Origin of the sequence: Leifsonia sp. AG29 (assembly GCF_009765225.1) — a bacterium.
Lineage (GTDB): Bacteria > Actinomycetota > Actinomycetes > Actinomycetales > Microbacteriaceae > Leifsonia.
In genome coordinates this window covers 2161728-2186650 of the sequence record NZ_VMSF01000001.1, presented here as the reverse complement: position 1 = coordinate 2186650, position 24923 = coordinate 2161728, and the positions used below count along the sequence as shown (strand labels likewise).

General features: G+C 72.2%; 21 protein-coding genes and 1 tRNA gene. 16 read left to right on the top strand and 6 right to left on the bottom strand.

All coding sequences use genetic code 11. From position 1 onward, the window contains the following. Positions 1-23 precede the first annotated feature (23 nt). Both FPT20_RS10510 and mfd read left to right on the top strand, forming a co-directional pair. Entirely contained in the window at positions 24-728 is a 705-nt protein-coding gene (locus tag FPT20_RS10510) for an alpha/beta fold hydrolase (RefSeq protein ID WP_158865059.1), read from the top strand. A gap of 57 nt (positions 729-785) precedes the next feature. Beyond that, positions 786-4403, top strand: a complete 3618-nt coding sequence (gene mfd, locus FPT20_RS10505; RefSeq protein WP_158865057.1) for a transcription-repair coupling factor — start codon at positions 786-788, stop codon at positions 4401-4403. Positions 4404-4410: 7 nt separating this feature from the next. On the opposite strand, the gene FPT20_RS10500 is transcribed toward mfd, so the two are convergent. Then, positions 4411-5376: an alkaline phosphatase family protein gene (locus FPT20_RS10500; protein WP_158865055.1), complete on the bottom strand. Its 966-nt coding sequence runs from the start codon at positions 5374-5376 to the stop codon at positions 4411-4413. A 41-nt stretch (positions 5377-5417) separates the two neighbouring features. After that, a complete protein-coding gene (locus FPT20_RS10495) occupies positions 5418-6563 on the bottom strand; it encodes a Na+/H+ antiporter NhaA (protein ID WP_158865053.1) in 1146 nt (381 codons plus the stop codon). 133 nt (positions 6564-6696) lie between these two features. Here FPT20_RS10495 and FPT20_RS10490 point away from each other — a divergent pair, with 133 nt between their 5' ends. The 8 genes from FPT20_RS10490 to FPT20_RS10455 all read left to right on the top strand — a co-directional run bounded on the left by FPT20_RS10490 (position 6697) and on the right by FPT20_RS10455 (position 14764). Beyond that, positions 6697-7380 (top strand): MazG family protein, encoded by a 684-nt coding sequence (locus FPT20_RS10490; protein WP_158865051.1) that lies wholly within the window; start codon positions 6697-6699, stop codon positions 7378-7380. 350 nt (positions 7381-7730) lie between these two features. Then, positions 7731-9023, top strand: a complete 1293-nt coding sequence (hisS, locus tag FPT20_RS10485) for a histidine--tRNA ligase (protein ID WP_158865049.1) — start codon at positions 7731-7733, stop codon at positions 9021-9023. 125 nt (positions 9024-9148) lie between these two features. Further along, a complete protein-coding gene (gene eno / locus FPT20_RS10480; RefSeq protein WP_158865048.1) occupies positions 9149-10429 on the top strand; it encodes a phosphopyruvate hydratase in 1281 nt (426 codons plus the stop codon). A 98-nt stretch (positions 10430-10527) separates the two neighbouring features. Beyond that, positions 10528-10782: a hypothetical protein gene (locus FPT20_RS10475; RefSeq protein WP_158865046.1), complete on the top strand. Its 255-nt coding sequence runs from the start codon at positions 10528-10530 to the stop codon at positions 10780-10782. Positions 10783-10920: 138 nt separating this feature from the next. Then, positions 10921-11454 carry an FtsB family cell division protein gene (locus FPT20_RS10470; RefSeq protein WP_158865044.1) on the top strand — a complete coding sequence of 178 codons (534 nt, stop codon included), beginning with the start codon at positions 10921-10923 and terminating at the stop codon, positions 11452-11454. Positions 11455-11516: 62 nt separating this feature from the next. Next, the gene (locus FPT20_RS10465; RefSeq protein ID WP_158865042.1) at positions 11517-12032 is read left to right on the top strand and encodes a DUF501 domain-containing protein; all 516 of its coding nucleotides are present in this window, start codon (positions 11517-11519) and stop codon (positions 12030-12032) included. A 35-nt stretch (positions 12033-12067) separates the two neighbouring features. After that, positions 12068-13318: a S8 family serine peptidase gene (locus FPT20_RS10460; RefSeq protein ID WP_158865040.1), complete on the top strand. Its 1251-nt coding sequence runs from the start codon at positions 12068-12070 to the stop codon at positions 13316-13318. 39 nt (positions 13319-13357) lie between these two features. Then, entirely contained in the window at positions 13358-14764 is a 1407-nt protein-coding gene (locus FPT20_RS10455; protein WP_158865038.1) for an NAD(P)/FAD-dependent oxidoreductase, read from the top strand. Between the two features lie 240 nt (positions 14765-15004). Here FPT20_RS10455 and FPT20_RS10450 read toward each other — a convergent pair. Beyond that, positions 15005-15078, bottom strand: a tRNA-Leu gene (locus FPT20_RS10450). Positions 15079-15442: 364 nt separating this feature from the next. Between FPT20_RS10450 and FPT20_RS10445 the strand changes: the two genes are divergently transcribed. Then, positions 15443-15811, top strand: a complete 369-nt coding sequence (locus FPT20_RS10445; protein ID WP_158865036.1) for a YchJ family protein — start codon at positions 15443-15445, stop codon at positions 15809-15811. Between the two features lie 6 nt (positions 15812-15817). On the opposite strand, the gene FPT20_RS10440 is transcribed toward FPT20_RS10445, so the two are convergent. Beyond that, positions 15818-17953, bottom strand: coding sequence for an Ig-like domain-containing protein (locus tag FPT20_RS10440; RefSeq protein ID WP_158865034.1), 2136 nt, complete (start codon positions 17951-17953; stop codon positions 15818-15820). 186 nt (positions 17954-18139) lie between these two features. On the opposite strand from FPT20_RS10440, the gene FPT20_RS10435 reads away from it, so the two are divergent. Genes FPT20_RS10435 through FPT20_RS10420 form a run of 4 tightly spaced genes read left to right on the top strand, consistent with a single transcriptional unit; the run spans position 18140 to position 22666 of the window. Beyond that, positions 18140-18799: a TetR/AcrR family transcriptional regulator gene (locus FPT20_RS10435; protein ID WP_158865032.1), complete on the top strand. Its 660-nt coding sequence runs from the start codon at positions 18140-18142 to the stop codon at positions 18797-18799. Beyond that, positions 18796-20052: an MFS transporter gene (locus FPT20_RS10430; protein ID WP_158865030.1), complete on the top strand. Its 1257-nt coding sequence runs from the start codon at positions 18796-18798 to the stop codon at positions 20050-20052. The genes FPT20_RS10435 and FPT20_RS10430 overlap by 4 nt, the downstream gene beginning before the upstream one ends. Further along, positions 20052-21356 carry an alanine racemase gene (locus FPT20_RS10425; RefSeq protein ID WP_158865028.1) on the top strand — a complete coding sequence of 435 codons (1305 nt, stop codon included), beginning with the start codon at positions 20052-20054 and terminating at the stop codon, positions 21354-21356. Before FPT20_RS10430 ends, FPT20_RS10425 begins: the two co-directional genes overlap by 1 nt. Then, a complete protein-coding gene (locus FPT20_RS10420; RefSeq protein ID WP_158865026.1) occupies positions 21353-22666 on the top strand; it encodes a D-arabinono-1,4-lactone oxidase in 1314 nt (437 codons plus the stop codon). The genes FPT20_RS10425 and FPT20_RS10420 overlap by 4 nt, the downstream gene beginning before the upstream one ends. Before the next feature lie 15 nt (positions 22667-22681). On the opposite strand, the gene FPT20_RS10415 is transcribed toward FPT20_RS10420, so the two are convergent. Both FPT20_RS10415 and FPT20_RS10410 read right to left on the bottom strand, forming a co-directional pair. Further along, positions 22682-23416, bottom strand: a complete 735-nt coding sequence (locus tag FPT20_RS10415) for an ABC transporter permease (protein WP_158865024.1) — start codon at positions 23414-23416, stop codon at positions 22682-22684. Continuing rightward, a complete protein-coding gene (locus FPT20_RS10410; protein WP_233265470.1) occupies positions 23413-24171 on the bottom strand; it encodes an ABC transporter ATP-binding protein in 759 nt (252 codons plus the stop codon). The genes FPT20_RS10415 and FPT20_RS10410 overlap by 4 nt, the downstream gene beginning before the upstream one ends. A 182-nt stretch (positions 24172-24353) precedes the next feature. Here FPT20_RS10410 and FPT20_RS10405 point away from each other — a divergent pair, with 182 nt between their 5' ends. After that, on the top strand, positions 24354-24920 hold the full coding sequence (locus FPT20_RS10405) for a LemA family protein (protein WP_158865020.1): 567 nt from the start codon (positions 24354-24356) through the stop codon (positions 24918-24920). Positions 24921-24923: the final 3 nt, after the last annotated feature.

Sequence of the window (24923 nt, the reverse complement as noted above, 5' to 3'; positions counted from 1 at the left end):
CCGCGACGCGTACCGTCTCGGGCATGCAGTTGTTCACCCGCGAGTGGGGCGAAGGCGACCGCCACGCGGTCCTCGTCCACGGCGTCATGTCGGACTCGCGCACGTGGCGGCGCGTCGCCCCGGCGCTCGCCGATCGCGGCTATCACGTGGTCGCCGTCGACCTCCGGGGTCACGGCCACAGCCCCCGGGCGTCGGAGTACACCGCGGAGCTCATGGCGCAGGACATCGTCGAGAGCGTCCCCGCCCGGCCCGAGCTCGTCATCGGCCACTCCCTGGGCGGACTGACCGCGAGCCTCGCCGTGGAGCACCTCCAGCCGAAGCGCGCGGTCTACATCGATCCCGCCTTCTCGTGCCCCGCGGCGGGCTGGTTCCAGCGGCTTCTCGCCCCGGCGTTCCTGCGCACCCTGGCGCGTCAGTCGGCGGCGGCGATCGCCCGGCGCAACCCGCGCTGGCACCCCGCCGACGTCGCGATCGAGGTCGAGTCGTTCCGCGCGTTCGACCCCGCGGCGATCCCCGTCGTGCTGAGCCCCAGCACGATGCGCGCCCCCGTGACGATGGCCGTGCCGTCGCTCGTGATGCTGGCCGACAACTCGTTCCTCGTGAAGCCGGAGCTCGCCGAGCGCCTCAAGGAGGACGGCTACGACGTCCGCGTGGTCGCCGGCTCCGGCCACGTGATCAACCGCGACGACCACGACGGCTTCATGAAGGCGCTCGAGGGCTGGATCTGACGCAGCCCGGACGGCCGCCCGGTCGACCTGTCGGACGTGCGACGTAGACTTGGCGGAGTGATACTCCAGGGGCTGATCGCCGCGCTCTCGCGCGCCTCCACGTTCGCCGACGCGCTCGCGTACGCGACCCGCGACGCCGACTTCTCCCTCGTCGACGGCATGAGCGCGCCGCTGCTGGCGGGTCTGCTGGGCCGCCGCGCCGAGCAGGGGCGCGCGCAGGCGCTGCTGCTCATCACGGCGACCGGGCGCGAGTCCGAGTCGATCCGCGGCGCGCTGCCGTGCGTGCTCCCCGATGCCGAGATCGTCGAGTTCCCCGCGTGGGAGACGCTGCCGCATGAGCGGCTCAGCCCGAGCGCCGAGATCGTCGGCAAGCGGCTCACCGCGCTCCGGCGGCTCGCCGAGTGGGCCGGAGGCGACCGGTCGCGGCCGTTCGTGCTCGTCGCGTCGGTGCGCGCGGCGCTCCAGCCGCTGGCCGACAACCTCACCGACTACGCGGCGGCCGAGCTCACCGCCGGCGCTCGCGGGTTCGACCTCGGCGGGCTGGCATCGCAGCTCGTCGACCTCGCCTACGCGCGCGTCGACATGGTGACGCGGCGCGGCGAGTTCGCCGTGCGCGGCGGCATCCTCGACGTCTTCCCGCCGACCGCCGACCACCCCTACCGGGTCGACTTCTTCGGCGACGAGGTCGAGCAGATCCGCGCCTTCTCGGTGGCCGACCAGCGCTCGCTCCCGGAGCCGATCGCCGCGGTGAGCCTCCCGCCGAGCCGCGAGCTGCTGCTCAGCGAGTCGGTGCGCCAGCGGGCGCGCGAGATGGAGCACGAGTTCCCGAGCCTGTCCTCGATGCTCGCCAAGATCGCCGAGGGCATCCCGGTCGAGGGCATGGAGTCGCTGGCCCCGGCGCTCGTCGACCGGCTCGTGCCGCTCACGCACTACCTGCCCGACGGCGCGGCGGTGGCCGTCCTCTCGCCGGAGCGCGTCGCCTCCCGGGCGGTCAGCCTCGCCGAGACCAACCGCGAGTTCCTCTCGGCGGCGTGGAGCGCGGCGACGGTCGGCGCAGCCGCGCCGATCGATCTCGCCGCGGGCGACTTCCTCACGCTGCAGCAGCTGCGCGACTCGGTGACGTTCAGCCGGCCCGGTGAGCCCGCCCCGGACCACCCGTGGTGGACGCTCAGCGCTTTTCAGGCCGACGACGTGCTGCCGGAGCATCGCGAGATCGAGGAGCACCTCCAGATCCGCATCGACGCCGAGACGGTCCCGAGCTTCCAGGGCAACGTGTCGGGCGCCGTCGAGCACGTGCGCGGCCGCCTGCGCGAGGGCTGGTCGGTCGCTGTCGTGGCGGAGGGCGCCGGGCTCGTCGAACGCGCAGCCGATGTGCTGGCGGAGGCGGAACTTCCGGCCCGGTCGGTCGACTCGTTCCCCGTCGAGGCCGAACCGGGCATCGCCTACCTGCTGAGGGCCACGGCCGAGCACGGCTTCGAGGTGCCCGAGCTGAAGCTCGCGCTCATCAGTGAGGCCGAGTTCTACGGGCGCACCGTGGGGTACGACTCGCGGCAGGTCAAGAAGCTCGCCACCCGCCGCAAGAACGTGGTCGACCCGCTGCAGCTCAAGCCGGGCGACTACGTCGTGCACGAGACCCACGGCATCGGGAAGTTCGTCGAGCTCACCCAGCGGGAGGTGTCGAGCGGCGGCCGCAACGCCGTCAAGTCGAAGCGCGAGTACCTGGTCCTCGAGTACGCGCCGTCGAAGCGCGGCTACCCCGGCGACAAGCTCTACGTGCCCACCGACCAGCTCGACCTCCTCACCCGCTACGTCGGCGGGGAGGCGCCGCAGCTGTCGAAGATGGGCGGCAGCGACTGGGCGGCCGCCAAGGGCCGTGCCCGCCGGGCCGTGCGCGACATCGCCGTCGAGCTCGTCAAGCTCTACTCCGCGCGCATGGCGAGCAAGGGCCACGCGTTCGGGCCCGACACCCCGTGGCAGCGCGAGCTGGAGGAGGCCTTCCCCTTCGCCGAGACGCCCGATCAGCTGCAGACGATCGACGAGGTCAAGGCCGACATGGAGCGCCCGATCCCGATGGATCGCCTCATCTCGGGCGATGTCGGATTCGGCAAGACGGAGATCGCCGTGCGGGCCGCCTTCAAGGCCGTGCAGGACGGCAAGCAGGTCGCCGTGCTCGTGCCGACGACCCTCCTCGTCAAGCAGCACGCCGAGACCTTCCAGGAGCGGTTCGCCGGGTTCCCGGTGCACCTGCGTCAGCTCAGCCGCTTCCAGACCGACAAGGAGGCGCGCGAGACGCTCGCCGGCATGGCCGACGGCACCGTCGACATCGTGATCGGCACCCACCGCATCCTCGCCGACGGGGTGTCGTTCAAAGACCTCGGCCTCGTCATCATCGACGAGGAGCAGCGGTTCGGCGTGGAGCACAAGGACGCGCTGAAGAAGCTCAAGACCAACGTCGACATCCTCGCGATGAGCGCGACGCCGATCCCGCGGACGCTCGAGATGGCCGTCACGGGCATCCGCGAGATGTCGACCCTGGCGACCCCGCCCGAGGACCGGCACCCGATCCTCACCTTCGTCGGTCCGTACTCCGACAAGCAGGTCGCTGCGGCGATCCGCCGCGAGCTGCTGCGCGAGGGCCAGGTGTTCTTCGTGCACAACCGCGTCGGCTCGATCTCGAGCATGGCCGCGAAGCTGGCCGAGCTGGTCCCGGAGGCGCGGATCGGCGTCGCGCACGGCAAGATGAACGAGCACGCGCTGGAGCAGGTCGTCGTCGACTTCTGGGAGCGCCGCTTCGACGTGCTCGTCTCGACCACCATCATCGAGACCGGGCTCGACATCGCCAACGCGAACACGATCATCATCGACCGCGCCGACAAGTACGGCCTGAGCCAGCTGCACCAGCTGCGCGGACGCGTCGGGCGCGGCCGCGAGCGCGCGTACGCCTACTTCCTCTGGGACGAGAACAAGCCCCTGAGCGAGACGGCCCACGACCGTCTCTCGACGATCGCCGCCAACAACGACCTGGGATCGGGCATGCAGGTCGCCCTCAAGGACCTCGAGATCCGCGGTGCCGGCAACCTGCTCGGAGGCGAGCAGTCCGGGCACATCGCGGGCGTCGGCTTCGATCTCTACCTGCGCATGATCGGCGAGGCCGTGTTGACGTTCCGCGGCGAGGTCGCCGAGGGTCAGACCGAGCTGCGCCTGGAGCTCCCCGTCGACGCGCACATCCCCGAGGACTACGTCGACAGCGAGCGGCTCCGGCTGGAGGCGTACCAGAAGCTCTCGACGGCGAGCTCGCCGACCTCGAAGGACGAGCAGATCGACCTCGTGCTCGAGGAGCTCACCGATCGCTACGGGCAGCCGCCCGAGCCCGTGACGAACCTGATCGCGGTGTCACGGCTGCGGCGCGCGGCGCAGAAGGCCGGGCTCGGCGAGGTCGTGGCGATGGGGTCGAACCTGCGGCTCGCCCCGGCGCAGCTGCCGGACTCGCTGCAGGTGCGCCTCCAGCGGATGTACCCCGGTTCGAAGTATCACGCGGCGCCGAAGGTCGTCACCGTCCCGATGCCGCGTGTGAACGGAGAACCGCTGCCCGACTCGGAACTCATCGGCTGGGTCGCCTCGCTTCTGGGGGCGCTCTTCCCGGTCGCGGAACCGGCCACCGAGGCGGCCAGCTGACGCGACGCTACCGGAGCAGCGCAGGCATCGCGGCGGCCGCTCCGTCGTTCGGTCCGAGCGGCGGCAGACCCCACTGGTCCTCGATCGTCCGCAGCAACGAATAGTGACTGAACGGCTGGGACGAGCTCGCATGCGGGCGTGCTGCCGGGCCGGCGAAGATCAGCGGGACGACGTTGTCCGACGAGTCGCCCTCGTCGAAGGTGACGACGAGCAGCGACCGCTCCCGGGTGAAGGCCGGCGACGCGAGAATCCGCGGGACGTTCGCGGCGAGCCACGAGTCACCGGTCGCCACGGAGCAGTCGTGCATGTCGTGGCACAGATCCGGGCTGATGAAGGAGAAGTCGGGCAGCGTCGAGGGCGACGCCAGATCGGCGGCGAACCGCGAGTACGGCACGTCATGGGAGGCGCAGTACGCCGAGTCCGACGTCACGCTCGGGAAGTACAGGAAGGGATTGTGCTTGACCGCGTACACGTCGGTGTTCGCGGGCGAGCACGGTGACGGCATGCTCTCCGCGTACATCCTCCAGCTGCGGCCGGCTCGGTCGAGTGCCTGAGCGAGGTTCGGCGCCGTGTCGAGGCACGACCCTCCGGGCGGGTTGCAGTCCGAGGTGATGCCCGCTGTGGTGCCGCTGGTCAGCGCGAGGTAGTTCGGGAGGCTCGGGTGCGTGATCGCCGAGTAGTGCGTCGCGACGGCACCCTGCGACGCCAGCGAGGCGAGGTACGGCGCTTGCGGGTTCCCGATGATCGACGAGGCCGGCTTGTTCTCGTCGACGATGACGACGACGTGCGCGAGGGCGCCGGCGGAGGAGGTCGCGCCTCCCGTCGCTGCCGGTGAGGGGTGGGCGCTCCCGACGGTCGGTACCTGAGGCGTGGGCGTCTCGGGGACCTGCGCGGTTCCCGTGCACGCGGTCAGCGCGAGCGCGAGCGCGAGGAGTCCGCCCGCGACGGAAGCGGTGATCGCGCGTCTGGCCATGGAGGGACTGTACGCCCCGTCTGCGCCCGCGAGAGCGACCCTCAGGCCCGCGGGTGGAGCCGGCGGTTCCTCCGGGCCAGCACGCTGACGAGCACGCCCGAGGCGACGATGGCGACGGAGGAGCCGAGCAGCACGGCGAGCGTCCCCTCGGCGCGCACGTCGTCGCTCCCGGCGAAGGCGAGCTCGTTCATGAGCAGGGACACGGTGAAGCCGATGCCGCCGAGGGCGCCGATCGTCACGAGGGCGAGGACGGAGATCCGTCCGCGCTCCTCCCGGGGCCGCGTCAGGGAGCCGAGCCAGCCGCCGATGGTGATCCCGACGATCTTGCCGACCGGGAGCGCGACGAGGATCGCCCAGAACGCGGGGGAGAGCTGCGAGGGGGCCACGTCGGGGATGACGACGAGCGCGGCCGAGAAGGCGAACAGCGGGAGGATGAACCCGTTCGACCAGGGCTCGAGGGCGTGCGTCACCCGGCCGGCCGGACCGCGCGCCATGGCGAGGCCGAGCGCGACGCCCGCGATGGTCGCGTGCACCCCCGAGTCGTAGACGAGCCACCAGGTGAGCGCGGCGATCAGCACCATGAGCGTTCCGATCGGCCAGCGCATCCGCCCCCGCAGCAACCGGCTCAGGAAGCCGAACACGGCGACCGCGACCGCGGCCAGGAGAAGCTCGACGAGGTTCGGGTCGGTGGTGAAGAACACCGCGATGATGAGGATGGCGATGAGGTCGTCGAGCACCGCGAGCGCCAGCAGGAAGACGCGCAGCCGGTTGGGCAGGCCCCTCCCGAACACGGCGAGCACGCCGAGGGCGAACGCGATGTCGGTGGCGGTGGGGATCGGCCAGCCGGACCCGAGTCCGGTGCCGGCGGTGATCCCCAGGTACACGAGTGCCGGGACGATGACGCCGGCGACGGCGGCGATCGCGGGGTGCACGGCCTTCTGGACCGAGTTGAGCTCGCCCGCCACGAGCTCGTGCTTGAGCTCCACCGCGACGATGAAGAAGAAGATCGCGAGGAGGCCGTCGCTGATGGAATGACCGACGCTGAGGTGGAACGCCCCGATGTGCAGCTCGGCATGCTGGACGGCCAGCAGGGCGGGACCGGCCGCGGTGTTGGCGAGGAGGAGGCCGAGGGCCGCGGCCCCGAGCAGGAGCCCCGCCGCGGTGCGCTCGGATCGGATGATGCTCATGGGCGGCTGCCAATCTCGCGCTCGCGCGCGCACGGGGTCGTCATCGCCGACCAGACTTCCCGGCACACCAGCTGCCAGTGTACCGACACGCCGCGGTGAGAGGATGGTCGCATCCGAACGCGAGGAGGTCCCGATGTCCGACGCGAGCGCACCCGTCGTGGTCCCGGAGGCGGCGACGAGGCTGGACGAGCTGGTCGCCGTGATGGCGCGGCTCCGGGCGCCGGGAGGCTGCCCGTGGGACGCCGATCAGACGCACGAGTCGCTCGTGCAGTACCTCGTCGAGGAGACCTACGAGCTGATCGAGGCGATCGAGGCGGGGGATCGCGACGAGATGCTCGAAGAGCTCGGCGACGTGCTGTACCAGGTGCTCTTCCACGCCGACATCGCGGCGCACACGCCGGGTGAGGACTTCGACATCCAGGACGTCGCCGCGCACATGACGGCGAAGATGGTCGGCCGCCACCCGCACGTGTTCGGCGACCGCGCGGCTGAGACGGCCGACGACGTCGTCGGCTTCTGGGACGAGCTCAAGAAGCAGGAGAAGCCCGCGCGCACCAGCGTGCTCGACGGGATCCCGCAGGGCATGCCGTCGCTCGCCCTGGCCGACAAGCTCCTCGGCCGCGCCGAGAAGGTCGGCCTGCTCGATCTCTCGCAGTCGGGAGGCGTCCAGGTGACCGGAGAGGACGAGCTCGGTCCGCTCCTCCTTGCGATCGTTGCCTCGGCGAAGGCGCAGGGTCTCGACGCCGAGCGCGCCCTGCGATCGACCCTCCGCGAGCTGCAGGGCGAGATCCGGGAGCAGGAGGCGCGAAGCGCCTGAGGGCCCTCCGCGCCGCAGCGCGGGCCGGCGGGAGGGGCCGACAGCGCGTGCGCCGGGCTGTCCGGGTTCGCCGTTCGGGTGAGACGGGCGCCTCTCGGCGGCGTGCTCCCGGTCCGGGCGGACGCGTTGTCGGCCGTGTGTCTGACAGCGAGCAAACGCCGTGGTCGGACGGATGCGACTCATGCCAGGTCCTTGCGGGACACCACCGAGCCGGGCCCGAGGGCGGGGCATAAGGGTGGCAACGCCGGTATGTTAAGGCGCCGCGGACCGTCGTGGCGATGCCCCCGGGCGGTGTCCGGCACCTCCGCTGTGCGCTGAGAGAACACCGGGCTCATGGGACAATCGGGGTCATGGCTTCGACGATCACCCCGCCCCGCGGCATGCGCGATTTCCTCCCCGCCGACAAGGCCCGCCGGGAGCACGCGCTCGGGGTGATCCGGAGGAGCTTCGCCGCGCACGGGTTCGACGAGATCGAGACGCCCGTCGTCGAGGACGTCGAGCGCCTCCACTCCGGCCTCGGCGGCGACAACGAGAAGCTGTCGTTCAGCATCCTTAAGCGCGGGCTCGACGGCGACGACCTCGCCGCCGCCCGCGAGTCGGGCGACCTGCTGGCCCTCGCCGACCTCGGCCTCCGCTTCGACCTGACCGTGCCGCTCGCCCGCTTCTACGCCAGCCACCGAGCGGAGCTGCCGCCCGTGTTCCGGAGCATCCAGATCGCCCCGGTCTGGCGGGCCGAGCGCCCGCAGAAGGGGCGCTACCGCCAGTTCGTGCAGTGCGACATCGACATCATCGGCGAGGGCTCGCAGCTGGCCGAGGTCGAACTGATCACGGCGACGGCGGCCGCCCTCGAGGCGCTCGGCCTCACCGACTGCACCATCCGCATCAACGACCGCCGCATCCTGAACGGGCTGCTCGAGTACTGCGGCTTCGCGGAGGCGCGCTGGCCGCAGGTGCTCATCTCGATCGACAAGCTCGACAAGATCGGCGCGGACGGCGTCGTCGCCGAGCTCGAGGAGGCCGGCGCCGATGCCGCCGCGGTGCTCGGCGGGATCCTCGCCGACCTCGAGCCGCACCTGGCCGACGGCGGCGTCGAGCTCACCGTTGCGGCGATCACGGGCATCCTCCCCGAGGGCATGGACACCGACGCCGTCGCCGATCTGGAGGCGCTCGCCCACGCGCTCGACACCCTCCCGCCCGGGGTGCGCCTCCGCTTCGATCCGACGCTCGTCCGCGGCATGGGGTACTACACGGGCACCATCTTCGAGATCTCGCACCCCGGCTCCGGCAGCTCGGTCGGCGGCGGCGGCCGGTACGACGGCATGATCGGCCGATTCCTCGGCACCGACGTCCCGGCCGCCGGGTTCTCCATCGGCTTCGAGCGCGTGGTCGACCTCATCGAGCTCCCCGACGACGCGACCGCCGACTCCGTCGTCCTCGTGTTCGACCCGCTCGTGCCGCTCGATCGGCTCGCGGCGATCAAGAGCGAGCTCATCGCCTCCGGCAAGCGCGTGCGCCTCGACCGGCGCGCCAAGAACCTGAAGGCGGTGCTCGACCGGGCGGCCGCCTCCGGCTACCGGTCATTCGCGTTCGTGAACGCCGACACCGCGGACGCGGCCGCGCTCGAGGTCAAGCCGCTCGGCTGACCGGGGAGGCGCTCCTGACGTCGATCCCGCCACCTCCCGAAAGGATCCGGCCACGGGAGACGCCGTTCCCCCGACCTCACTAGACTGACCACGAAACCCCACGGAAGACCACTGAGGAGACACTTGTGGCTGCAATCGAAGCTGTAGGCGCTCGCGAGATCCTGGACTCGCGCGGCAACCCGACCGTCGAGGTCGAGGTCCTGCTGGAGGACGGCACCGTCAGCCGCGCCGCCGTCCCGTCCGGAGCCTCCACCGGCGCGTTCGAGGCCTACGAGCTCCGCGACGGCGACAAGGGCCGGTACCTCGGCAAGGGCGTCGAGAAGGCGGTCGACGCCGTCCTCGACGAGCTGGGCCCGGCGATCGAGGGCTTCGAGGCCTCCGACCAGCGCCTCGTCGACGAGGCCCTCATCGAGCTCGACGGCACCGATAACAAGAAGCGCCTCGGCGCGAACGCGATCCTCGGCGTCAGCCTCGCCGTCGCGCGCGCGGCGGCCGACTCGGCCGACCTGCCGCTGTTCCGCTACGTCGGCGGCCCGAACGCCCACATCCTCCCCGTCCCGATGATGAACATCATCAACGGCGGCGCCCACGCCGACACCGGCGTCGACATCCAGGAGTTCATGGTGCTGCCGATCGGCGCCGAGACGTTCTCCGAGGGCCTCCGCTGGGGCGTCGAGACCTACCACTCGCTCAAGTCGCTCCTGAAGAGCAAGGGCCTCAACACCGGCCTCGGCGACGAGGGCGGCTTCGCCCCCGAGCTCGAGCACAACCGCGCGGCCCTCGACCTCATCTCGGAGGCGATCGAGAAGGCCGGCTTCACCGTCGGCCGCGACATCGCCCTCGGGCTCGACGTCGCCTCCACCGAGTTCTTCGAGAACGGCGTCTACCGCTTCGAGGGCCAGGAGCGCTCGGCAGCCGAGATGAGCGCCTACTACACGGAGCTCGCGAACAGCTACCCGCTCGTGTCGATCGAGGACCCGCTGGCGGAGGACGACTGGGAGGGCTGGGCGCACCTCACCGCCGAGCTCGCCGGCAAGCTGCAGCTCGTCGGCGACGACCTCTTCGTCACGAACCCCAAGCGTCTCGCCCAGGGCATCGCGCAGAAGGCGGCGAACAGCATCCTCGTGAAGGTCAACCAGATCGGCACCCTCACCGAGACGCTCGACGCCGTGTCGCTCGCGCAGCGAAGCGGCATGACGGCCGTGCTGTCGCACCGCTCGGGCGAGACCGAGGACACCACCATCGCCGACCTCGCGGTCGCCGTCAACGCCGGGCAGATCAAGACCGGTGCCCCGGCGCGCTCCGAGCGCGTGGCGAAGTACAACCAGCTCCTCCGCATCGAGGAGGAACTGGGCGACGCCGCCGTGTACGCCGGCCGCAGCGCGTTCCCGCGTTTCCAGGGCTGAGCCGCACAGCATCCTGACACCCGGAGGGCCCCGGCGATCGCCGGGGCCCTCCCGCGTCTCGCGTGCCGAGACGGCCGGCGGTGCGGCAGGATGAACGCATGAAGAGCGGGGGCGCAGGCGACGAACTGCTCCCGCTCGTGCTCTTCCTGCTGCTCGCCGTCCTGTTCGCGGGACTGGGCGTCTACTCCCTGGTGAGGCCGGAGGCGGCTGCCCGCTTCTTCGCCGACTCCGATTCGGGCCGGACCTTCCGGCCGCGCGACGCACGCGCCGTCGGCGCCGCCTTCGCTCTCGGCGGGGGAGTGCTGGCGGTCCTCGGCGCCGTCCGCCTGGTCGTCCTCCTCACCGCCGCTTGAGCCGCGTGCGTCGCCGTCGCACGCGCTTTCGCCAGGCGCTTTCGGGGCGCGCCCGCTCCGCCTGCCGATCGTCGGGAGCGCGCTGCCTACGATGGAGGAGGGACCGGCCGGTCCCGACAGGAGCCACCCGGGAGGGACATGCCCAAGGAGAGGACGCGCCGCGCGCCGGCCGGCGTCCCCGCGCCCAGTGGAGCCGGACGCTGGCTCCAGGGCGTCCACTTCTCGGCGTTCTCGCTCGTCATGATGGGCGTCCTCCTGATCGCCGTGGTCGTGCTCGCGCCGACGGTGCAGGCCTTCTTCGCCCAGCGCCAGCAGATCGCCGACCAGCAGCGCGCCGTGCGGGAGCTCTCGGCCCAGGTGGATTCGCTGAAGGACCAGCGCGCCCGCTGGAACGACCCCAGCTATCTCCGGGCGCAGGCGCGCGACCGGCTCTACTACGTCATGCCGGGCGAGGTGAGCTACCTCGTGATCGACGACCGGCCACCGGCCGCCTCCCGCGACAAGACGCCCGTCAGCTCCAAGCTCCAGAAGACGAGGACCGACTGGGTGAGCACGCTGTTCGGCTCGGTCATGGGCGCGGGCCTGACGCAGGCGACGCCCCAGCAGCTCGATGGAACCGGCGGCGCGCCCGCTCAGCCGGGCGGCGCCTCCACCCCCGCTCCCGGCAAGTAGTCGGCGGCATCGGGCAGAATGGGGCGACACCCCTCCCGACCACCCCGGACAGAATCACGCACATGACCAGACCGCCGTTCGACCCCGTGACCGACGACGACATCGCCGTCGTCTCCGAGCAGCTGGGCCGCCCTGCGAGGAACGTCGTCGGCATCGCCGCGCGCTGCGTGTGCGGGCGGCCGACGGTGGTCTCCACGGCTCCGCGTCTCGACGACGGGACGCCGTTCCCGACCTTCTACTACCTGACGCATCCGGCGGCGACCGCCGCGATGTCCGCCCTCGAGGCGACGCAGGTGATGGCGGAGTTCAGCGAGCTGCTCGCCGCCGACGCGGGGGTGCGCGGGCAGTACGAGGCCGCGCACAGGCAGTACCTCGCCGACCGGGAGTCGATAGCGCACGTCGACGAGATCGACGGCATCTCGGCGGGCGGCATGCCCGTGCGGGTGAAGTGCCTCCACGCTCTCGCCGCGCACGCGCTCGCTGCCGGTCCCGGGGTCAACCCGATCGGCGACCTCGCGCTCGAGCGGGGCACCTGGTCGCCCGCTGTCTGCGAGTGCCGCATCGGGGCGGGGGAGTAGCGACCGTGCGGCGCACCGCCGCCCGTCGGACAGCGATGGCGACCGCGCTGGGCACGACCCTCGCGCTCGCTCTCGGTGCGCTGTTCACGGCGGCGCCGGCCCGGGCCGACCAGGTCAGAGACCTCGAGTACTGGCTGAACGATTACGGCTTCACGCAGGCCTGGCAGACGACGCGGGGCGCGGGGGTCAAGGTGGCGGTGATCGACACCGGCGTGGACGGCAGCGTGCCGGACCTCGCGGGAGCGGTCGTCGGCGGTACCGACGTCTCGAGCGTCGGCTCGCCGAACGGGCAGAAGCCGCTCGGCGACGGCGAGGACGCCGACCACGGCACCTGGGTGGCGTCGCTGCTCGCGGGCCGGGGCACGAGCGCGGGCAACGGGGTGCTCGGGGCCGCGCCGGAGGCCTCCGTCCTCACGGCGTCCATCGCCCTCGGCCATGCGGCGGGCGCCGTCCCGAGCGACGACCAGATCGCCCAGGCCGTGCGCTGGGCGGTCGACAACGGCGCCTCCGTGATCAACATGTCGCTCACGCGCAACACGCTCGACTGGCCGACCAGCTGGGACGACGCCTTCCAGTACGCGTTCGCCCACGACGTGGTGGTGGTCGCGGCCGCGGGCAACCGGGGGAGCGGGACGAGCGAGGTCGGCGCGCCCGCGACCATCCCGGGGGTGCTCACGGTCGCCGGCGTCGACCGGCAGGGCAAGGCCAGCTTCGACGCGTCCGCGCAGGGCATCACGATCGGGGTGTCGGCGCCGAGTGAGCAGCTGGTCGGCGCCAGCCCCGGCGGCGGCTACGTCCAGTGGGCCGGCACCAGCGGCGCGGCGCCGCTCGTCGCCGGAGCCGTGGCGCTCGTGCGCGCCGCCCACCCCGAGCTGAAGGCGCCCGACGTGATCGAGCGGATCATCAAGACGGCGAGACCTGCCCCGGGCGCTGTGCCGAGCCCCGTCTACGGGTACGGGCTGCTCGACGCGAAGGCCGCGGTCACCGCCGGCGTCCCGCACGTGACGGCCAACCCGATGGGCGACCTCGCCGAGTGGATCCGCGTGCATCGCCGGGCCGACGCGACCGCGACGCCCCTCCCGGCGCCCACCGCGGAGGCGGGACCCGCCCCGAAGAAGCTCGCTCCCGAACGCGCGGTACCATGGAATCTGTTCCTCTGGCCGCAATGGGGCGTCCTGACCGTGTTCTGGCTCCCGTTCAGTCTGATCGCCGGCTTCCTCGCCCTCGCCGCCCTCGGCGGCGTCGGCGCGTGGCTGCATTTCAGGCGAATGGGCAGCAGGGAGTAAGTTAGACCCAAACTTTTCGTGTTGAGGAGACCCACCACTGTGCCCAAAATCCTGATCGTCGGCGGCGGATACGCCGGCTTCTACACCGCGTGGAAGCTCGAGAAGCAGCTCCGCAAGGGCGAGGCCGAGGTCACCATGGTCGACCCGCTGCCCTACATGACGTACCAGCCGTTCCTCCCGGAGGTCGCAGCCGGGTCCATCGACCCGCGTCACGCGATCGTGCCGCACCGTCGTCACCTCAAGACGACCGAGATCATCAACGCCGAGGTCAGCTACATCGACCACGCGCGCAAGGTGGCGACGATCAAGCCGGCGATCGGCGAGGAGTACGAGTTCCCGTACGACATCGTCGTGGTCACCGCCGGTGCTGTCTCGCGCACGTTCCCCATCCCGGGCGTCGCCGACCAGGCCATCGGGCTCAAGGGCATCGAGGAGGCGGTGTACATCCGCGACAAGATGCTCACCAACTTCGACAAGGCGGCCGGGCTGCCGGCCGGCCCGGAGCGTGAGCGCCTCCTCACGACGGTGGTCGTGGGCGGCGGCTTCGCGGGCATCGAGATCTTCGCCGAGCTCCGTTCGTTCGCGAGCGCCCTCCTCAAGTACTACCCCGAGATCTCCTTCGACGAGACGCGCTTCCACCTCATCGAGGCCATGGGCCGGATCATGCCCGAGGTCTCGCTCAAGACGAGCCACTGGGTGATCAAGAACCTCGCCGAGCGCGGGGCCGAGATCCACCTCGAGACCCAGCTGACGAGCGCGGTCGACGGCAAGATCGAGCTGTCCACCGGTGAGAGCTTCGAGAGCGACCTCATCGTCTGGACCGCGGGTGTCATGGCCAACCCGACGGTCGTCCGTCACACCGACCTCCCGATCGAGGAGCGCGGCCGCCTCCGGGTCCGCGCCGACCTGCGCGTGGGCACCGAGGAGGAGATCGTCGCCGACGCCTGGGGCGCGGGCGACGTCTCGGCCGTCCCGGACCTCACCGGAGCCGGTGTCGGCGGCTACTGCGTGCCGAACGCGCAGCACGCCGTCCGCCAGGGCAAGCTCATGGCGAAGAACATCATCGCCACGCTCCGCGGCGAGCTGCCGCGCCAGTACTACCACAAGAGCCTCGGTGCGGTCGCCGGTCTCGGCCTCGGCATCGGCGTGCTGCAGTCCGGCAAGATCGCGATCAAGGGCGTGCTCGGCTGGTTCGCCCACCGCGGGTACCACGGTCTGGCCATGCCGACCTGGGAGCGCAAGTGGCGCGTGCTGTGGGGCTGGTGGAACAACTTCTGGCTCGGGCGCGACATCGCGTCGCTGACCGCGGTGCAGCACCCGCGCGCGTACTTCGAAGAGTTCGCCGCCCGGCCGAAGCCGCCGGCGGTCGAAGAGACCCCGAAGCCGGTCGAGAAGCCGGCGAAGGCGTCGACGCGCAAGCAGCCCGCCGAGGTCGCCGCGAAGTAAGGCGCTCGAGCGCGAAGGCCCGGTCCCGGTCAGGGGCCGGGCCTTCGGCCGTCCCGGGCCGCCGCGGCGCCGGGCTTTCGCTCATCCGAGCGCGGCCAGCCGGCAGCTCCGCGCGCCTGACACCGGCAAGCGCGCGCTCCTGCGGTTGCTGGGGACGTGTGCGACTGCGCGCGCGGCCGCATGCGTCCCGCAGGGCCGCAAACGCGTCGCGTCGCGCGTCGATCGTCAGCGGGTAGGCAGTACCCCCAGTGGGACTCGAACCCACACTCGGGCGATTTTAAGTCGCCTGCCTCTGCCAATTGGGCTATGGGGGCCACTCCGACCGGGAGGCGGCCCGACGGGCCCGCGGGTCAGCGGTCGCGGTAGGGCGACTTGATCATCTGCACGGCGGCCGCCGTGGCGAGGCTCCCGCCGACGATCACGACGAGCCAGATGAATCCGATGAGCACACCTTCCATAGGGACAACGCTACACTGCCGCCCCCGCTTCGGCGTTCCCGCGACCGCCTCCCGCGTTGTGAGAGCTCATTCAGTCACTCCGAAGCCCGCATGCATCCAGGCGGTCCACTATGGCTGCCGACACCCTTTCTGGTGAGGTGTCCTCCGGCCCGGCCGGTGCCCGAGATCCCCCGACGCGGGCACCGGCCGGGTCTCTTCTCGCCCGGGCTACGCTCGGAGGGTGACCTCCCGGTGCCCGTGCCTGAGCGGCGAGACCTATGACCTCTGCTGCGGTCCGCTCCACAGCGGCGAGCCCGCGCCGACGGCTGAGCGGTTGATGCGGTCGCGCTTCAGCGCCTTCGCCCTCGGCGACGCGGGGTACCTGCTCCGCAGCTGGCATCCCTCCGCTCGCCCGGCCGCTCTCGAACTCGACGGCGGGCTCGTGTGGTACCGCCTCGACATCGTGCGAACGGAGGCGGGCGGCCCCTTCGACACGGAGGGAGTGGTCGAGTTCCGGGCTTACTTCAAGGGCGCCGAGCGCGGGCAGCTCCACGAGGTGTCGCGCTTCCTCAGGGAAGGCCGCGACTGGTTCTACGTCGAGGCCGTCTGAGCGGCGTCAGCGCGCCGGTTCGACGTAGCGCTCCCACAGCCACGTGGAGACGCTGAGCGCGGCGAACACGACCGCGGCGACGACGACGATGATGAGCCCGGCGCCGGCCTGCACCAGGGAGGCGACGGGCAGCAGCAGCGCGAACAGCAGGGTGTAGACGACGAGGGTCAGGGCGAGCCAGAACCACCGGGACCACCTCGCGATGGCCTTCCCCGAGAACGACCCGAACGGCAGGAGGACGACCGCCGCGGACCCGAGCCCGAGGAGTGCGAGCGAGTTCGCCAGCTCGACGAGGAACGCCGAGACCACGCCCGCCGGGGCGGGGAGCAGGCCGACCGTCAGCCAGGCGATCACCCCGAGAGCGGCCACCGAACAGGCCTGGACCGCGGCGACGTGCCCGCGACGCGCGCGCCCGACGTGCGGCTCGAACACCACCCCGAGCACCAGGCCGAAGAGCAGTGCGGGCTCGAGTCCGACGAGACGCGAACCGAGCGCGGTGACCGCGACGATCGCGAGCGCCACCGGTCGCACGCGGACGTGGGGCGCTTCCAAGCCGACTCGCGGTGCGATCACACGGGCCGACAGCACCCACACGGCGTTCACAGCGGCGACCGCCACGAGGACGGCGAGCAGGAGACGGAGGTAGGCGCCCGTGTCCGGCACCGACGTCGAGAGCGTCACGAGCGTCGCGGCCAGCACACCGACCACGGGGAGCAGCCAGCGCTGCGACGGGTCCGCCGCGGCCGGTCCGTTCGGGTCCGGGGGAGGCGCGGACGCGTCGACCGTCGGCTGCGATCGCGCGAACAGCGAGGGCGCGGCATCGCGGGGACGGTTGCGTCCGAAGAACGTCGGCGTTCCGCGGGACCGGGTCCGTCGCGGCTCGCGATTCCGCGCCAGCGCCGCGGACAGCAGCCGTGCCGGGAGGATCAGGAGGAGGAGCGCCGCCAGAGCGAGGGCGACGGAGCGCACCCAGCCGGGGATCGCCTCCGCGCTCACCACGGGAGCCGAGGCGACGGTGAACGGGGTGCCGATCCAGCTCTTGGTCCCGGGGTGCGGCGCCGAAGCCGCCGGCGGGTCGGCGGGAGCCGGTGCGGGCGCCGGCGCCGCGCTCGACGGTGCGGACGACGGCGTCGGAGCGGGTGCGGCGGTCGACGGGGAGGCCGGAGTGCTCCGCGCGGGGGCGGCGGCGGTCAGCGAGACGCCGTTGCTTCCCGGACTGACGTTGCCCGCGGCATCCCGCTGGAGCGCGGAGAGCAGGTACTTGCCGGCCGGCAGGTTCGCCGAGCACGACCACGCGCCTCCGGCGACCGTGGCCGTGCAAGCCACGACGGTCCCGGCCTGCGTGCTCGCGTAGACGGTGATGCGGTCTCCCTCCTCGCCCGTCCCGCGAACTATGAACGCGGAACCGGGCGCGACGGCCGAGCCGCTGCTCGGCGCGCCGATCGCGGGCGCAGGCGGGGCGGTCGCGTCGACGAGGACGGGCACGGCCGCGGTGGGGGCGGAGCTCTGCGAGGAGAAGGGCGCGACCTGGCGCGCGGTGACGGAGTGGCGCCCATCCGCCAGGCCGCTCAGGACACAGCCCCAGGAACCGGTCGAGTCGGCGGGGAAGCTGCAGCTCGCCCCCGTCTCCGCCGTCACGGTGACCGTCGCCCCCGGGTAGGCCGTGCCGCGGATGCCGCCTGAGGTCGCCAGGCCGCCCGGGGGCACGGCGATGCTCGGCGGCCGCAGCACCTGCACCTTGCCGGAGTCCGCCTCCCCGCTCCCGCGCGAGACCGCTCGGACCGGGACGGACGGGCCGTCGGGCAGGGCGCCGAGCGAGCAGGTCCAGCTGCCGTCGGCGGCGACGACGGCCTGGCACTGCTCGGTCGGGCCCGGCGACGACCCGCCGGACACGTCGATGGTGTCGCCGGTCACGCCGGAGCCGCTGATCGCGAGAGGGAAGCGTGTGACGAGCCCGGTGGGGAGCGGGCCCAGAGTGGTCGGTGCGGCGGTGGGCGGCGGCGACGCCGGTGTCGGCGGGTCGGTGGCCGCGAGATCGGCGGCGGGGGGCGACGGCGTGGTCTCGGCCGAGGCGGGCGGACCGGCGGGTCCGACGGCGCCGAGGAGGAGCAGGAGACCGGCCGCCGCGATCGCCAGAGCCACCAGCCCGAGCGATCCCCGTCGCTGGTCTGGCGGTGAGCTGTCCGTGCTGAATCCCCGCATTCACCCCCATTCCAGGGGGTGCCGAGGGTCCCTGTCAAACGTGTGACGGGGATTTACGGCATACTGACAACTGGGTCACTTGTCCCACTTCCGCGCGAGGACGCGCGGTGACAGCGAGGAGTCCGGATGACGCGCATCTCGGCAGCGGAACGACGCACGGCGCTCGTGCAGGCCGCCCTCCGTGTCGTCGCGAAGGACGGGGTGTCCGCAGCGACGACCCGCCGGATCGTGGCCGAGGCGGGCATGTCCCTCGCGAGCTTCCACTACGTGTTCGACTCGCGGGACGAGCTCATGGCCGAGCTGATCGAGGCCGCGCTCGCCTCCGAGCAGGCCGACCTGGCGCCCGTGCTGCTGCCCCGCCCGGGGGAGCGCCCGACCGGGCTGCGGGAGGTGCTGCGCCTCGGCCTGCAGCACTACTTCGACGGCGTCCGGGCTGCGCCCGAGCGCGAGACGGCGCTGCTCGAGCTCACCCAGTGGGCGCTCCGGGAGCCCGGGTTCGCCCCGCTCGCGAAGCGCCAGTACGACCGCTACTTCGAGCTGGCCGCGCAAGCCGTCGAGACGGCCGCGCGGCTGAGCGGCAGCGAATGGAGGCGCCCGGTCGCCGACATCGCGCGCCTCCTCGTCACCCTGACCGACGGGCTGACGGTGGCGTGGCTCGTCACCCGCGACGACGACGCGGCCGAGGCGGCGCTGGACTTCGCGGCCGACGCCCTCGCCGCGCTCGCCGCGCCCGCCTCCGCGCTAGCCGCCGCCGCGGCTCCCTCGACGGAAGCCGGCTCCCGATGACCGACACCTCGACCCCGGCCGTCTTCGCCGAACCGACCCGCAGGGTGCCGGGCCGCTGGATCGCCTTCTTCGCGATCGCCTGGCTCGGCGTGTGGATGGCGCAGCTGGCCCCGATCCAGAAGCTCCTCCCGGACCAGGTGCAGCGGCAGCTCGGCTCCTCCTCGTGGGTCGACAGCGTGGTGGCGTTCGGCATCATCTCGGGCCTCTCCGGCGTCTGCGCGATCGTCGCCTACCCGCTCACCGGTGCGCTCTCCGACCGGACGACGAGCCGGTTCGGGCGCCGACGGCCGTGGATCGCCGCGGGCGCTCTCGTGTTCGCGCTCTCGTTGATGCTCCTGGGCCTCCAGACGACGATCGTCGGGATCGGCGCGTTCTGGTGCCTGGCGCTGACCGGGTTCTGCATCCTCACCGCGGCCCTGACCGCGACGATCAGCGACCAGGTTCCCGTGGGGCAGCGCGGTTTCGTCTCGGGGTGGATCAGCGCTCCTCAGGCGATCGGGATCATCCTGGGCGTGGCTCTCGTGACCTATGTCTTCGTCGGCGCTCTGGTCGGCTACGCGGCGATGGCGGTCCTCCTCGTGCTGCTCGTGCTCCCGTTCCTCGCCCTGCCGGACGCGGTCCTCCCCGCCGAGCTGCGCGAGGCGATGACCGTGCGCGGCGTGGTGCAGGGTCTGTGGATCAGCCCGCGCGAGCACCCGGACTTCGGCTGGACGCTGCTCAGCCGCGTGCTCGTGAACCTCGGGAACGCGTTCGGCACGTCGCTCCTCCTGTACTTCCTCGAGTTCGGCCTGCGCGACGCGCACGCCGACGACGACCTCCTCATCCTGATCCTCATCTACATGGTCTTCGTCATCGTGGCGTCGCTCGTGCTCGGCCGGCTCTCCGACCGGCTCGGGAGGCGCAAGGCCTTCGTCTTCCTCTCCTCGGCGGTGCAGGGCGTGGCCGCCCTCCTGCTCGCGTTCGTCCCCGCTCTCCCGGTCGCGATGGTCGCCGCCGGACTGCTCGGCCTCGGCTACGGGTGCTTCCTGTCGGTCGACCAGGCGCTCGCCACGCAGGTGCTCCCCGATCCGGAGAACCGCGGGAAGGATCTCGGCATCATGAACATCGCACTCGCGGTCCCGCAGGCCGTGGCGCCGCTGTTCGGCGCGATGATCGTCGCGGCGCTGGGCGGTTTCGCGGGCCTGTTCGTGCTGTCTGCCCTGTTCGCGTTCGCGGGCGCGCTCGCGGTCGCCCGAGTGAAGACGGTGCGCTGATGACCGCTCTCGACCTGTCGACCCCGCCCGCACCGCGGGACCGGACCTGGACCGCGCCGGACGCCCACTGGCCCGCCTTGTCCGCCGCCACGGCGCGGCTCGATCCGCCGCTCGCGGTCCTCCACCTGCCGGCGCTCCGGCACAACGCGCACGACATGCTCCGCCGGGTGGCGGCCGGCGCTGCAGCGTCCGGGTCCGCGCCGGCCAAGCCCATCCGCGTCGCCTCCAAGTCGGTCCGCGTGCGCTCGGTGCTCGACGCCGTGCTCGCGCTCCCGGGCTATCGCGGGGTCCTCGCCTACACGCTGCCTGAGGCGCTGTGGCTCGCCGAGGGGGACGACGGGCACGAGCCCATCACCGATGTGGTCGTGGGCTATCCCACCGCCGACCGCTCGGCGATCGCCCGGCTCGCCGCCTCCCCGGAGCTCGCCTCGCGGGTGACGCTCATGGTCGACTCCGTGGCCCACCTCGACCTGGTCGACGCCGTGACCCGGCCCGGCGCGCGTGAGACCATCCGCGTCTGCCTGGAGCTCGACTCGTCCTGGGACGCCCCGGTCCTCGGCCATGTCGGCGTCTACCGCTCGCCGCTCCACGCGCCCGCCGAGCTCCGGGCGCTCGCCGAGGAGGTCGTCCGCCGGCCCGGGTTCTCGCTCGTCGGCATCATGGGCTACGAGGCCCAGATCGCCGGCCAGGGAGACCGTCCGCCCGGGCGGCCCGCCTGGGGCGCGACCCTCCGCCGGGTGCAGCGGAGCTCCCGGGAGGAGCTGCTCGGGCGCCGGGGGGAGGCGGTGGCCGCGGTCCGCGCGATCGCCGAGCTCGCTTTCGTCAACGGGGGAGGGACGGGATCCCTCGAGTTCACCGCATCCGACCCGTCGGTCACCGAGCTGGCGGCCGGGAGCGGTCTGTTCGGCGGTCACCTCTTCGACACGTACCGGGGGTTCCGGCCGGCACCCGCCGCCGCGTTCGCCCTGCCCGTGGTCCGGCGCCCCGACGAGCGGACGGCCACGCTCCTCGGCGGGGGGTGGGTCGCGTCCGGGCCGCCCGGGCCGGATCGCCTGCCCAAGCCGGTGTGGCCGGCCGGACTCACGATGGTCGCGCGCGAGATGGCGGGCGAGGTGCAGACGCCGGTGCGAGGCGCGGCGGCCTCGGTTCTCCGGGTCGGTGACCGCGTGTGGTTCCGGCACACCAAGTCGGGCGAGCTCAGCGAGCACGTCAACGCGTTCCAGCTGGTCGACTCCGTCGACGGCCGCGTGGCGGTGATCGGCGAGGTGCCGACGTACCGCGGCGAGGGGAGGGACTTCCTGTGACGGCGGACGGCGGCGTCTGGCGCAACTGGAGCCGCAGCGAAGCGATCCGACCCCAGCGCGTCGAGCGCCCCGCGACGGCCGAGGCCGTCCAGCGGTCCGTCGCCGCCGCGGCGGCCAGACACCTGCGCGTGAAAGCGGTCGGAGCGGGCCACAGCTTCACGGGCATCGCCGCCGCGCCCGGGGTCCTGCTCGAGCTGGACGCGCTCACGGGCATCGTCGACCTCGACCTCGACCGGTCGCGCGTGACGCTGGCGGCCGGGACGCGCCTCCATCAGCTGCCCCGGCTGCTCGGCCAGCACGGGCTCGCGCTCCAGAACATGGGCGACATCGACCGGCAGAGCCTCGCCGGAGCGACCTCCACGGGGACGCACGGCACCGGCGGGGCCTTCGGCGGCCTCGCCACGCAGATCGTCGGCATGACGCTCGTGACGGGCGACGGCAGCCTCCTGCGCATCGGCGAGGAGGAGAACGCCGACCTCCTGCCCGCCGCCCGGGTGGGGCTCGGCGCGCTGGGCATCATCGTCGACCTCACGATCCAGTGCGTCCCCGCGTTCCTCTTGCACGCCGTCGAGCGCCCCGAGCCGCTGGAGGCGGTGCTCGAGTCGTACACGGAGCGCTCCGCCCGGGAGGATCATTTCGAGTTCTACTGGTTCCCGCACACCGGGACGGCGCTCACCAAGACGAACACGCGCCTGCCGCTCACCGACCCGCGCAAGCCCCTCCCGCCGTTCGGTCGGTGGGTCGACGACGAGCTTCTCGCGAACGGCGTCTATCGCGGCGTCTGCGCTCTCGGGACGGTCGCGCCCGCCGTCATCCCGCCGTTCAACCGCCTGGCTCAGCGGCTCACCGGCAACCGCGACTTCACCGACCGCTCACCGCGCGTCTTCGTGACGAACCGCACCGTCCGGTTCCGCGAGATGGAGTACGCCGTCCCGCGCGACGCCGTCCCCGACGCGGTGCGCGCCGTCAAGGCGCTCATCGAGCGGCGCGGCTGGCGCATCTCGTTCCCGATGGAGGTGCGCAGCGCCGCCGCCGACGAGAACTGGCTTTCCACGGCGTACGCCCGCGAGAGCGGCTACATCGCCGTGCACCGCTATTACCGGGAAAACCCCGAGGAGTACTTCCGGGCGGTCGAGGACATCATGGTGGCGTTCGAGGGGCGTCCGCACTGGGGCAAGCTGCACCACCGCGACGCCGAGTCGCTGCGCACCGTCTACCCGCGGTTCGACGACTTCCGGGCGGTCCGCGATCGCCTCGATCCCGAGCGGATCTTCGAGAACGCCTACCTCAAGCGCGTGCTCGGCGGGTGACGGAGCGCCGCCAGCTCACGCCGTCCGGCGCTGCAGGGTGAGCGCACCGAGTACGACGGCCGCCACGGCGAAGGCGCCGACGATGAGCAGCTGGCCGCCGACGTAGGCCGCGTCGTGCGAGTCCGTCGCGACGGCGTTGAGCGCGTCGATCGCGTGCGAGAGGGGTAGCCAGTCGCTGACCGTCTCCAGCCCCGCAGGCAGCTGGTCGCGCGGGATGAAGATGCCGCCGAGGAGGATCTGCGGGAAGATCAGCAACGGCATGAACTGCACCACCTGGAACTCGGTGCGCGCGAAGGCGCTCGCGAACAGGCCGAGAGTGCTGCCGAGGATCGCGTCGACGACGGCGACGGCGACGAGCAGCCAGGGGTCGCCCTTGACGTCGAGCCCGCACACCCAGATCGCGTACCCCGAGGCCACCAGGGCCTGGATCACGGCGAGCAGCCCGAAGGCCAGCGTGTACCCGATGATGAAGTCGCCCCGGCCGAGCGGCATCGACAGGAGGCGCTCGAGCGTGCCCGTCCGCCGCTCCCGCAGGGTGGTGATCGAGGTCACGAGGAACATGACGGTGAAGGGGAACAGGGCGAGGATCGCGGGGCCGATCGTCTGGAAGACGGGCGTGTCGGTGAAGATCCAGGCGACCAGCCCGATCAGGAGGCTCGGGACGACCACGAGGAGCACGATCGTCCGTGGGTCGTGCCGGATCTGAGTGAGGACCCGCCCGGTCGTGGCGAGCGTCCGCGTCGGGTTCATCGCGCGTCCTCTCCGGGCGTCGGCAACGCGTGCCTCGGGTGGTGGCGCCGGAGCAGGGCGATGAAGGCGCTCTCCGCGTCGGGGGCGCCTGTCTCGGCGAGCAGCCCTTCCGGCGTCTGGTCGGCGATCACGGCCCCCTCGCGCATCAGCAGCAGACGGTCGCAGCGGGTCGCCTCGTCCATGACGTGGCTCGAGACCAGGAGGCTCGTGCCCGCGTCCGCCAGCCGGTGGAACAGCGCCCAGAGCTCCACGCGGAGGAGCGGGTCGAGCCCGACGGTCGGCTCGTCGAGCACGAGGAGGTCCGGCGAGCCGAGGAGCGCGGCGGCGAGCGAGACCCGACTGCGCTGACCGCCCGACAGGGCGGACACGAGGCGGCCGGCCGTATCGCCGAGGTCGGTCGCCGCGATCGCGCGGTCGACATCCTCCTTCCCCGCACCGAGCACGTGCCGGAAGTAGTCGAGGTTCTGGCGCACCGTGAGGTCGTCGTAGACGCTCGCCGCCTGGGTCACGTACCCGACCCGGTGGCGCAGCGGAGTGCTGCCCGCGGGCTGGCCGAGCACCTCCACCCGGCCCGCCTTCACCTTCTGGACGCCGACGATGGCCCGCATGAGGGTCGTCTTGCCGCTCCCGCTCGGGCCGAGCAGGCCCACGACCTGCCCGCGGGGCACGCTCAGGTCGAGGCCGTCGATCACGGTCGCTCGGCCGCGCCGGACCACGAGGCCCTCGATCACGATCGCCGCGTCCGTGTCCGTCATGAGATGCATTATTCGCCCCGGGAGGCGAACCGGCACCAGGCGACTCGCGGGGCCGCGGAGCGTTCCTGTCCGCCCGCGCGGTGGTTGCTTCGAGAGTGGTGGGAAGGCGGTGGGGGTCCGCTCCGCCGCCGTTAGGATTGTCCAAGCGCAAGCCGTCCGCGCCCACACAAGGAGTTCCCGCCATGGAATGGCTCATCCCGGTCATCATCGTCGTCGTGCTCGTCGCGATCATCGGGATCTACCTCTGGGCGACCTACAACTCCCTGGTCACCCTCAAGGTCCGGGTCGACGAGGCGTGGAGCGACATCACGGTGCAGCTCAAGCGCCGCGCCGACCTCCTCCCGAACCTGATCGAGACGGTCAAGGGCTACGCCGCGCACGAGAAGGGCGTCTTCGAGTCGGTCACCCAGGCGCGCGCCGAGACGCTCTCCGCTCAGACCCCGGGCGAGGCCTCCGTCGCCGAGAACCACATGCAGACGGCGCTGAAGAGCATCTTCGCCGTCGCCGAGGCCTACCCGCAGCTGCAGGCCAGCCAGAACTTCCTCCGGCTGCAGGCCGACCTGGTCGACACCGAGGACAAGATCCAGGCCTCGCGCCGGTTCTACAACGGCGGCGTCCGCGAGTTCAACACCAAGATCGTCGTCTTCCCGAACAACCTGTTCGCGCGGCGCCTCGGCTTCAGCAAGGCCGAGTTCTTCGAGGTCGAGAACCTGGCCGCCATCGCCGAGCCGCCGCGGGTCCAGTTCTAGGGC

Excerpts from the sequence above, each read along its gene's own strand:
- FPT20_RS10510 (WP_158865059.1), top strand. The coding sequence starts at position 24 with ATGCAGTTGTTCACCCGCGAGTGGGGCGAAGGCGACCGCCACGCGGTC.
- FPT20_RS10500 (WP_158865055.1), bottom strand. The coding sequence starts at position 5,376 with ATGGCCAGACGCGCGATCACCGCTTCCGTCGCGGGCGGACTCCTCGCG.
- FPT20_RS10495 (WP_158865053.1), bottom strand. The coding sequence starts at position 6,563 with ATGAGCATCATCCGATCCGAGCGCACCGCGGCGGGGCTCCTGCTCGGG.
- FPT20_RS10490 (WP_158865051.1), top strand. The coding sequence starts at position 6,697 with ATGTCCGACGCGAGCGCACCCGTCGTGGTCCCGGAGGCGGCGACGAGG.
- hisS (WP_158865049.1), top strand. The coding sequence starts at position 7,731 with ATGGCTTCGACGATCACCCCGCCCCGCGGCATGCGCGATTTCCTCCCC.
- FPT20_RS10475 (WP_158865046.1), top strand. The coding sequence starts at position 10,528 with ATGAAGAGCGGGGGCGCAGGCGACGAACTGCTCCCGCTCGTGCTCTTC.
- FPT20_RS10470 (WP_158865044.1), top strand. The coding sequence starts at position 10,921 with ATGCCCAAGGAGAGGACGCGCCGCGCGCCGGCCGGCGTCCCCGCGCCC.
- FPT20_RS10465 (WP_158865042.1), top strand. The coding sequence starts at position 11,517 with ATGACCAGACCGCCGTTCGACCCCGTGACCGACGACGACATCGCCGTC.
- FPT20_RS10460 (WP_158865040.1), top strand. The coding sequence starts at position 12,068 with ATGGCGACCGCGCTGGGCACGACCCTCGCGCTCGCTCTCGGTGCGCTG.
- FPT20_RS10435 (WP_158865032.1), top strand. The coding sequence starts at position 18,140 with ATGACGCGCATCTCGGCAGCGGAACGACGCACGGCGCTCGTGCAGGCC.
- FPT20_RS10430 (WP_158865030.1), top strand. The coding sequence starts at position 18,796 with ATGACCGACACCTCGACCCCGGCCGTCTTCGCCGAACCGACCCGCAGG.
- FPT20_RS10425 (WP_158865028.1), top strand. The coding sequence starts at position 20,052 with ATGACCGCTCTCGACCTGTCGACCCCGCCCGCACCGCGGGACCGGACC.
- FPT20_RS10415 (WP_158865024.1), bottom strand. The coding sequence starts at position 23,416 with ATGAACCCGACGCGGACGCTCGCCACGACCGGGCGGGTCCTCACTCAG.
- FPT20_RS10410 (WP_233265470.1), bottom strand. The coding sequence starts at position 24,171 with ATGACGGACACGGACGCGGCGATCGTGATCGAGGGCCTCGTGGTCCGG.
- FPT20_RS10405 (WP_158865020.1), top strand. The coding sequence starts at position 24,354 with ATGGAATGGCTCATCCCGGTCATCATCGTCGTCGTGCTCGTCGCGATC.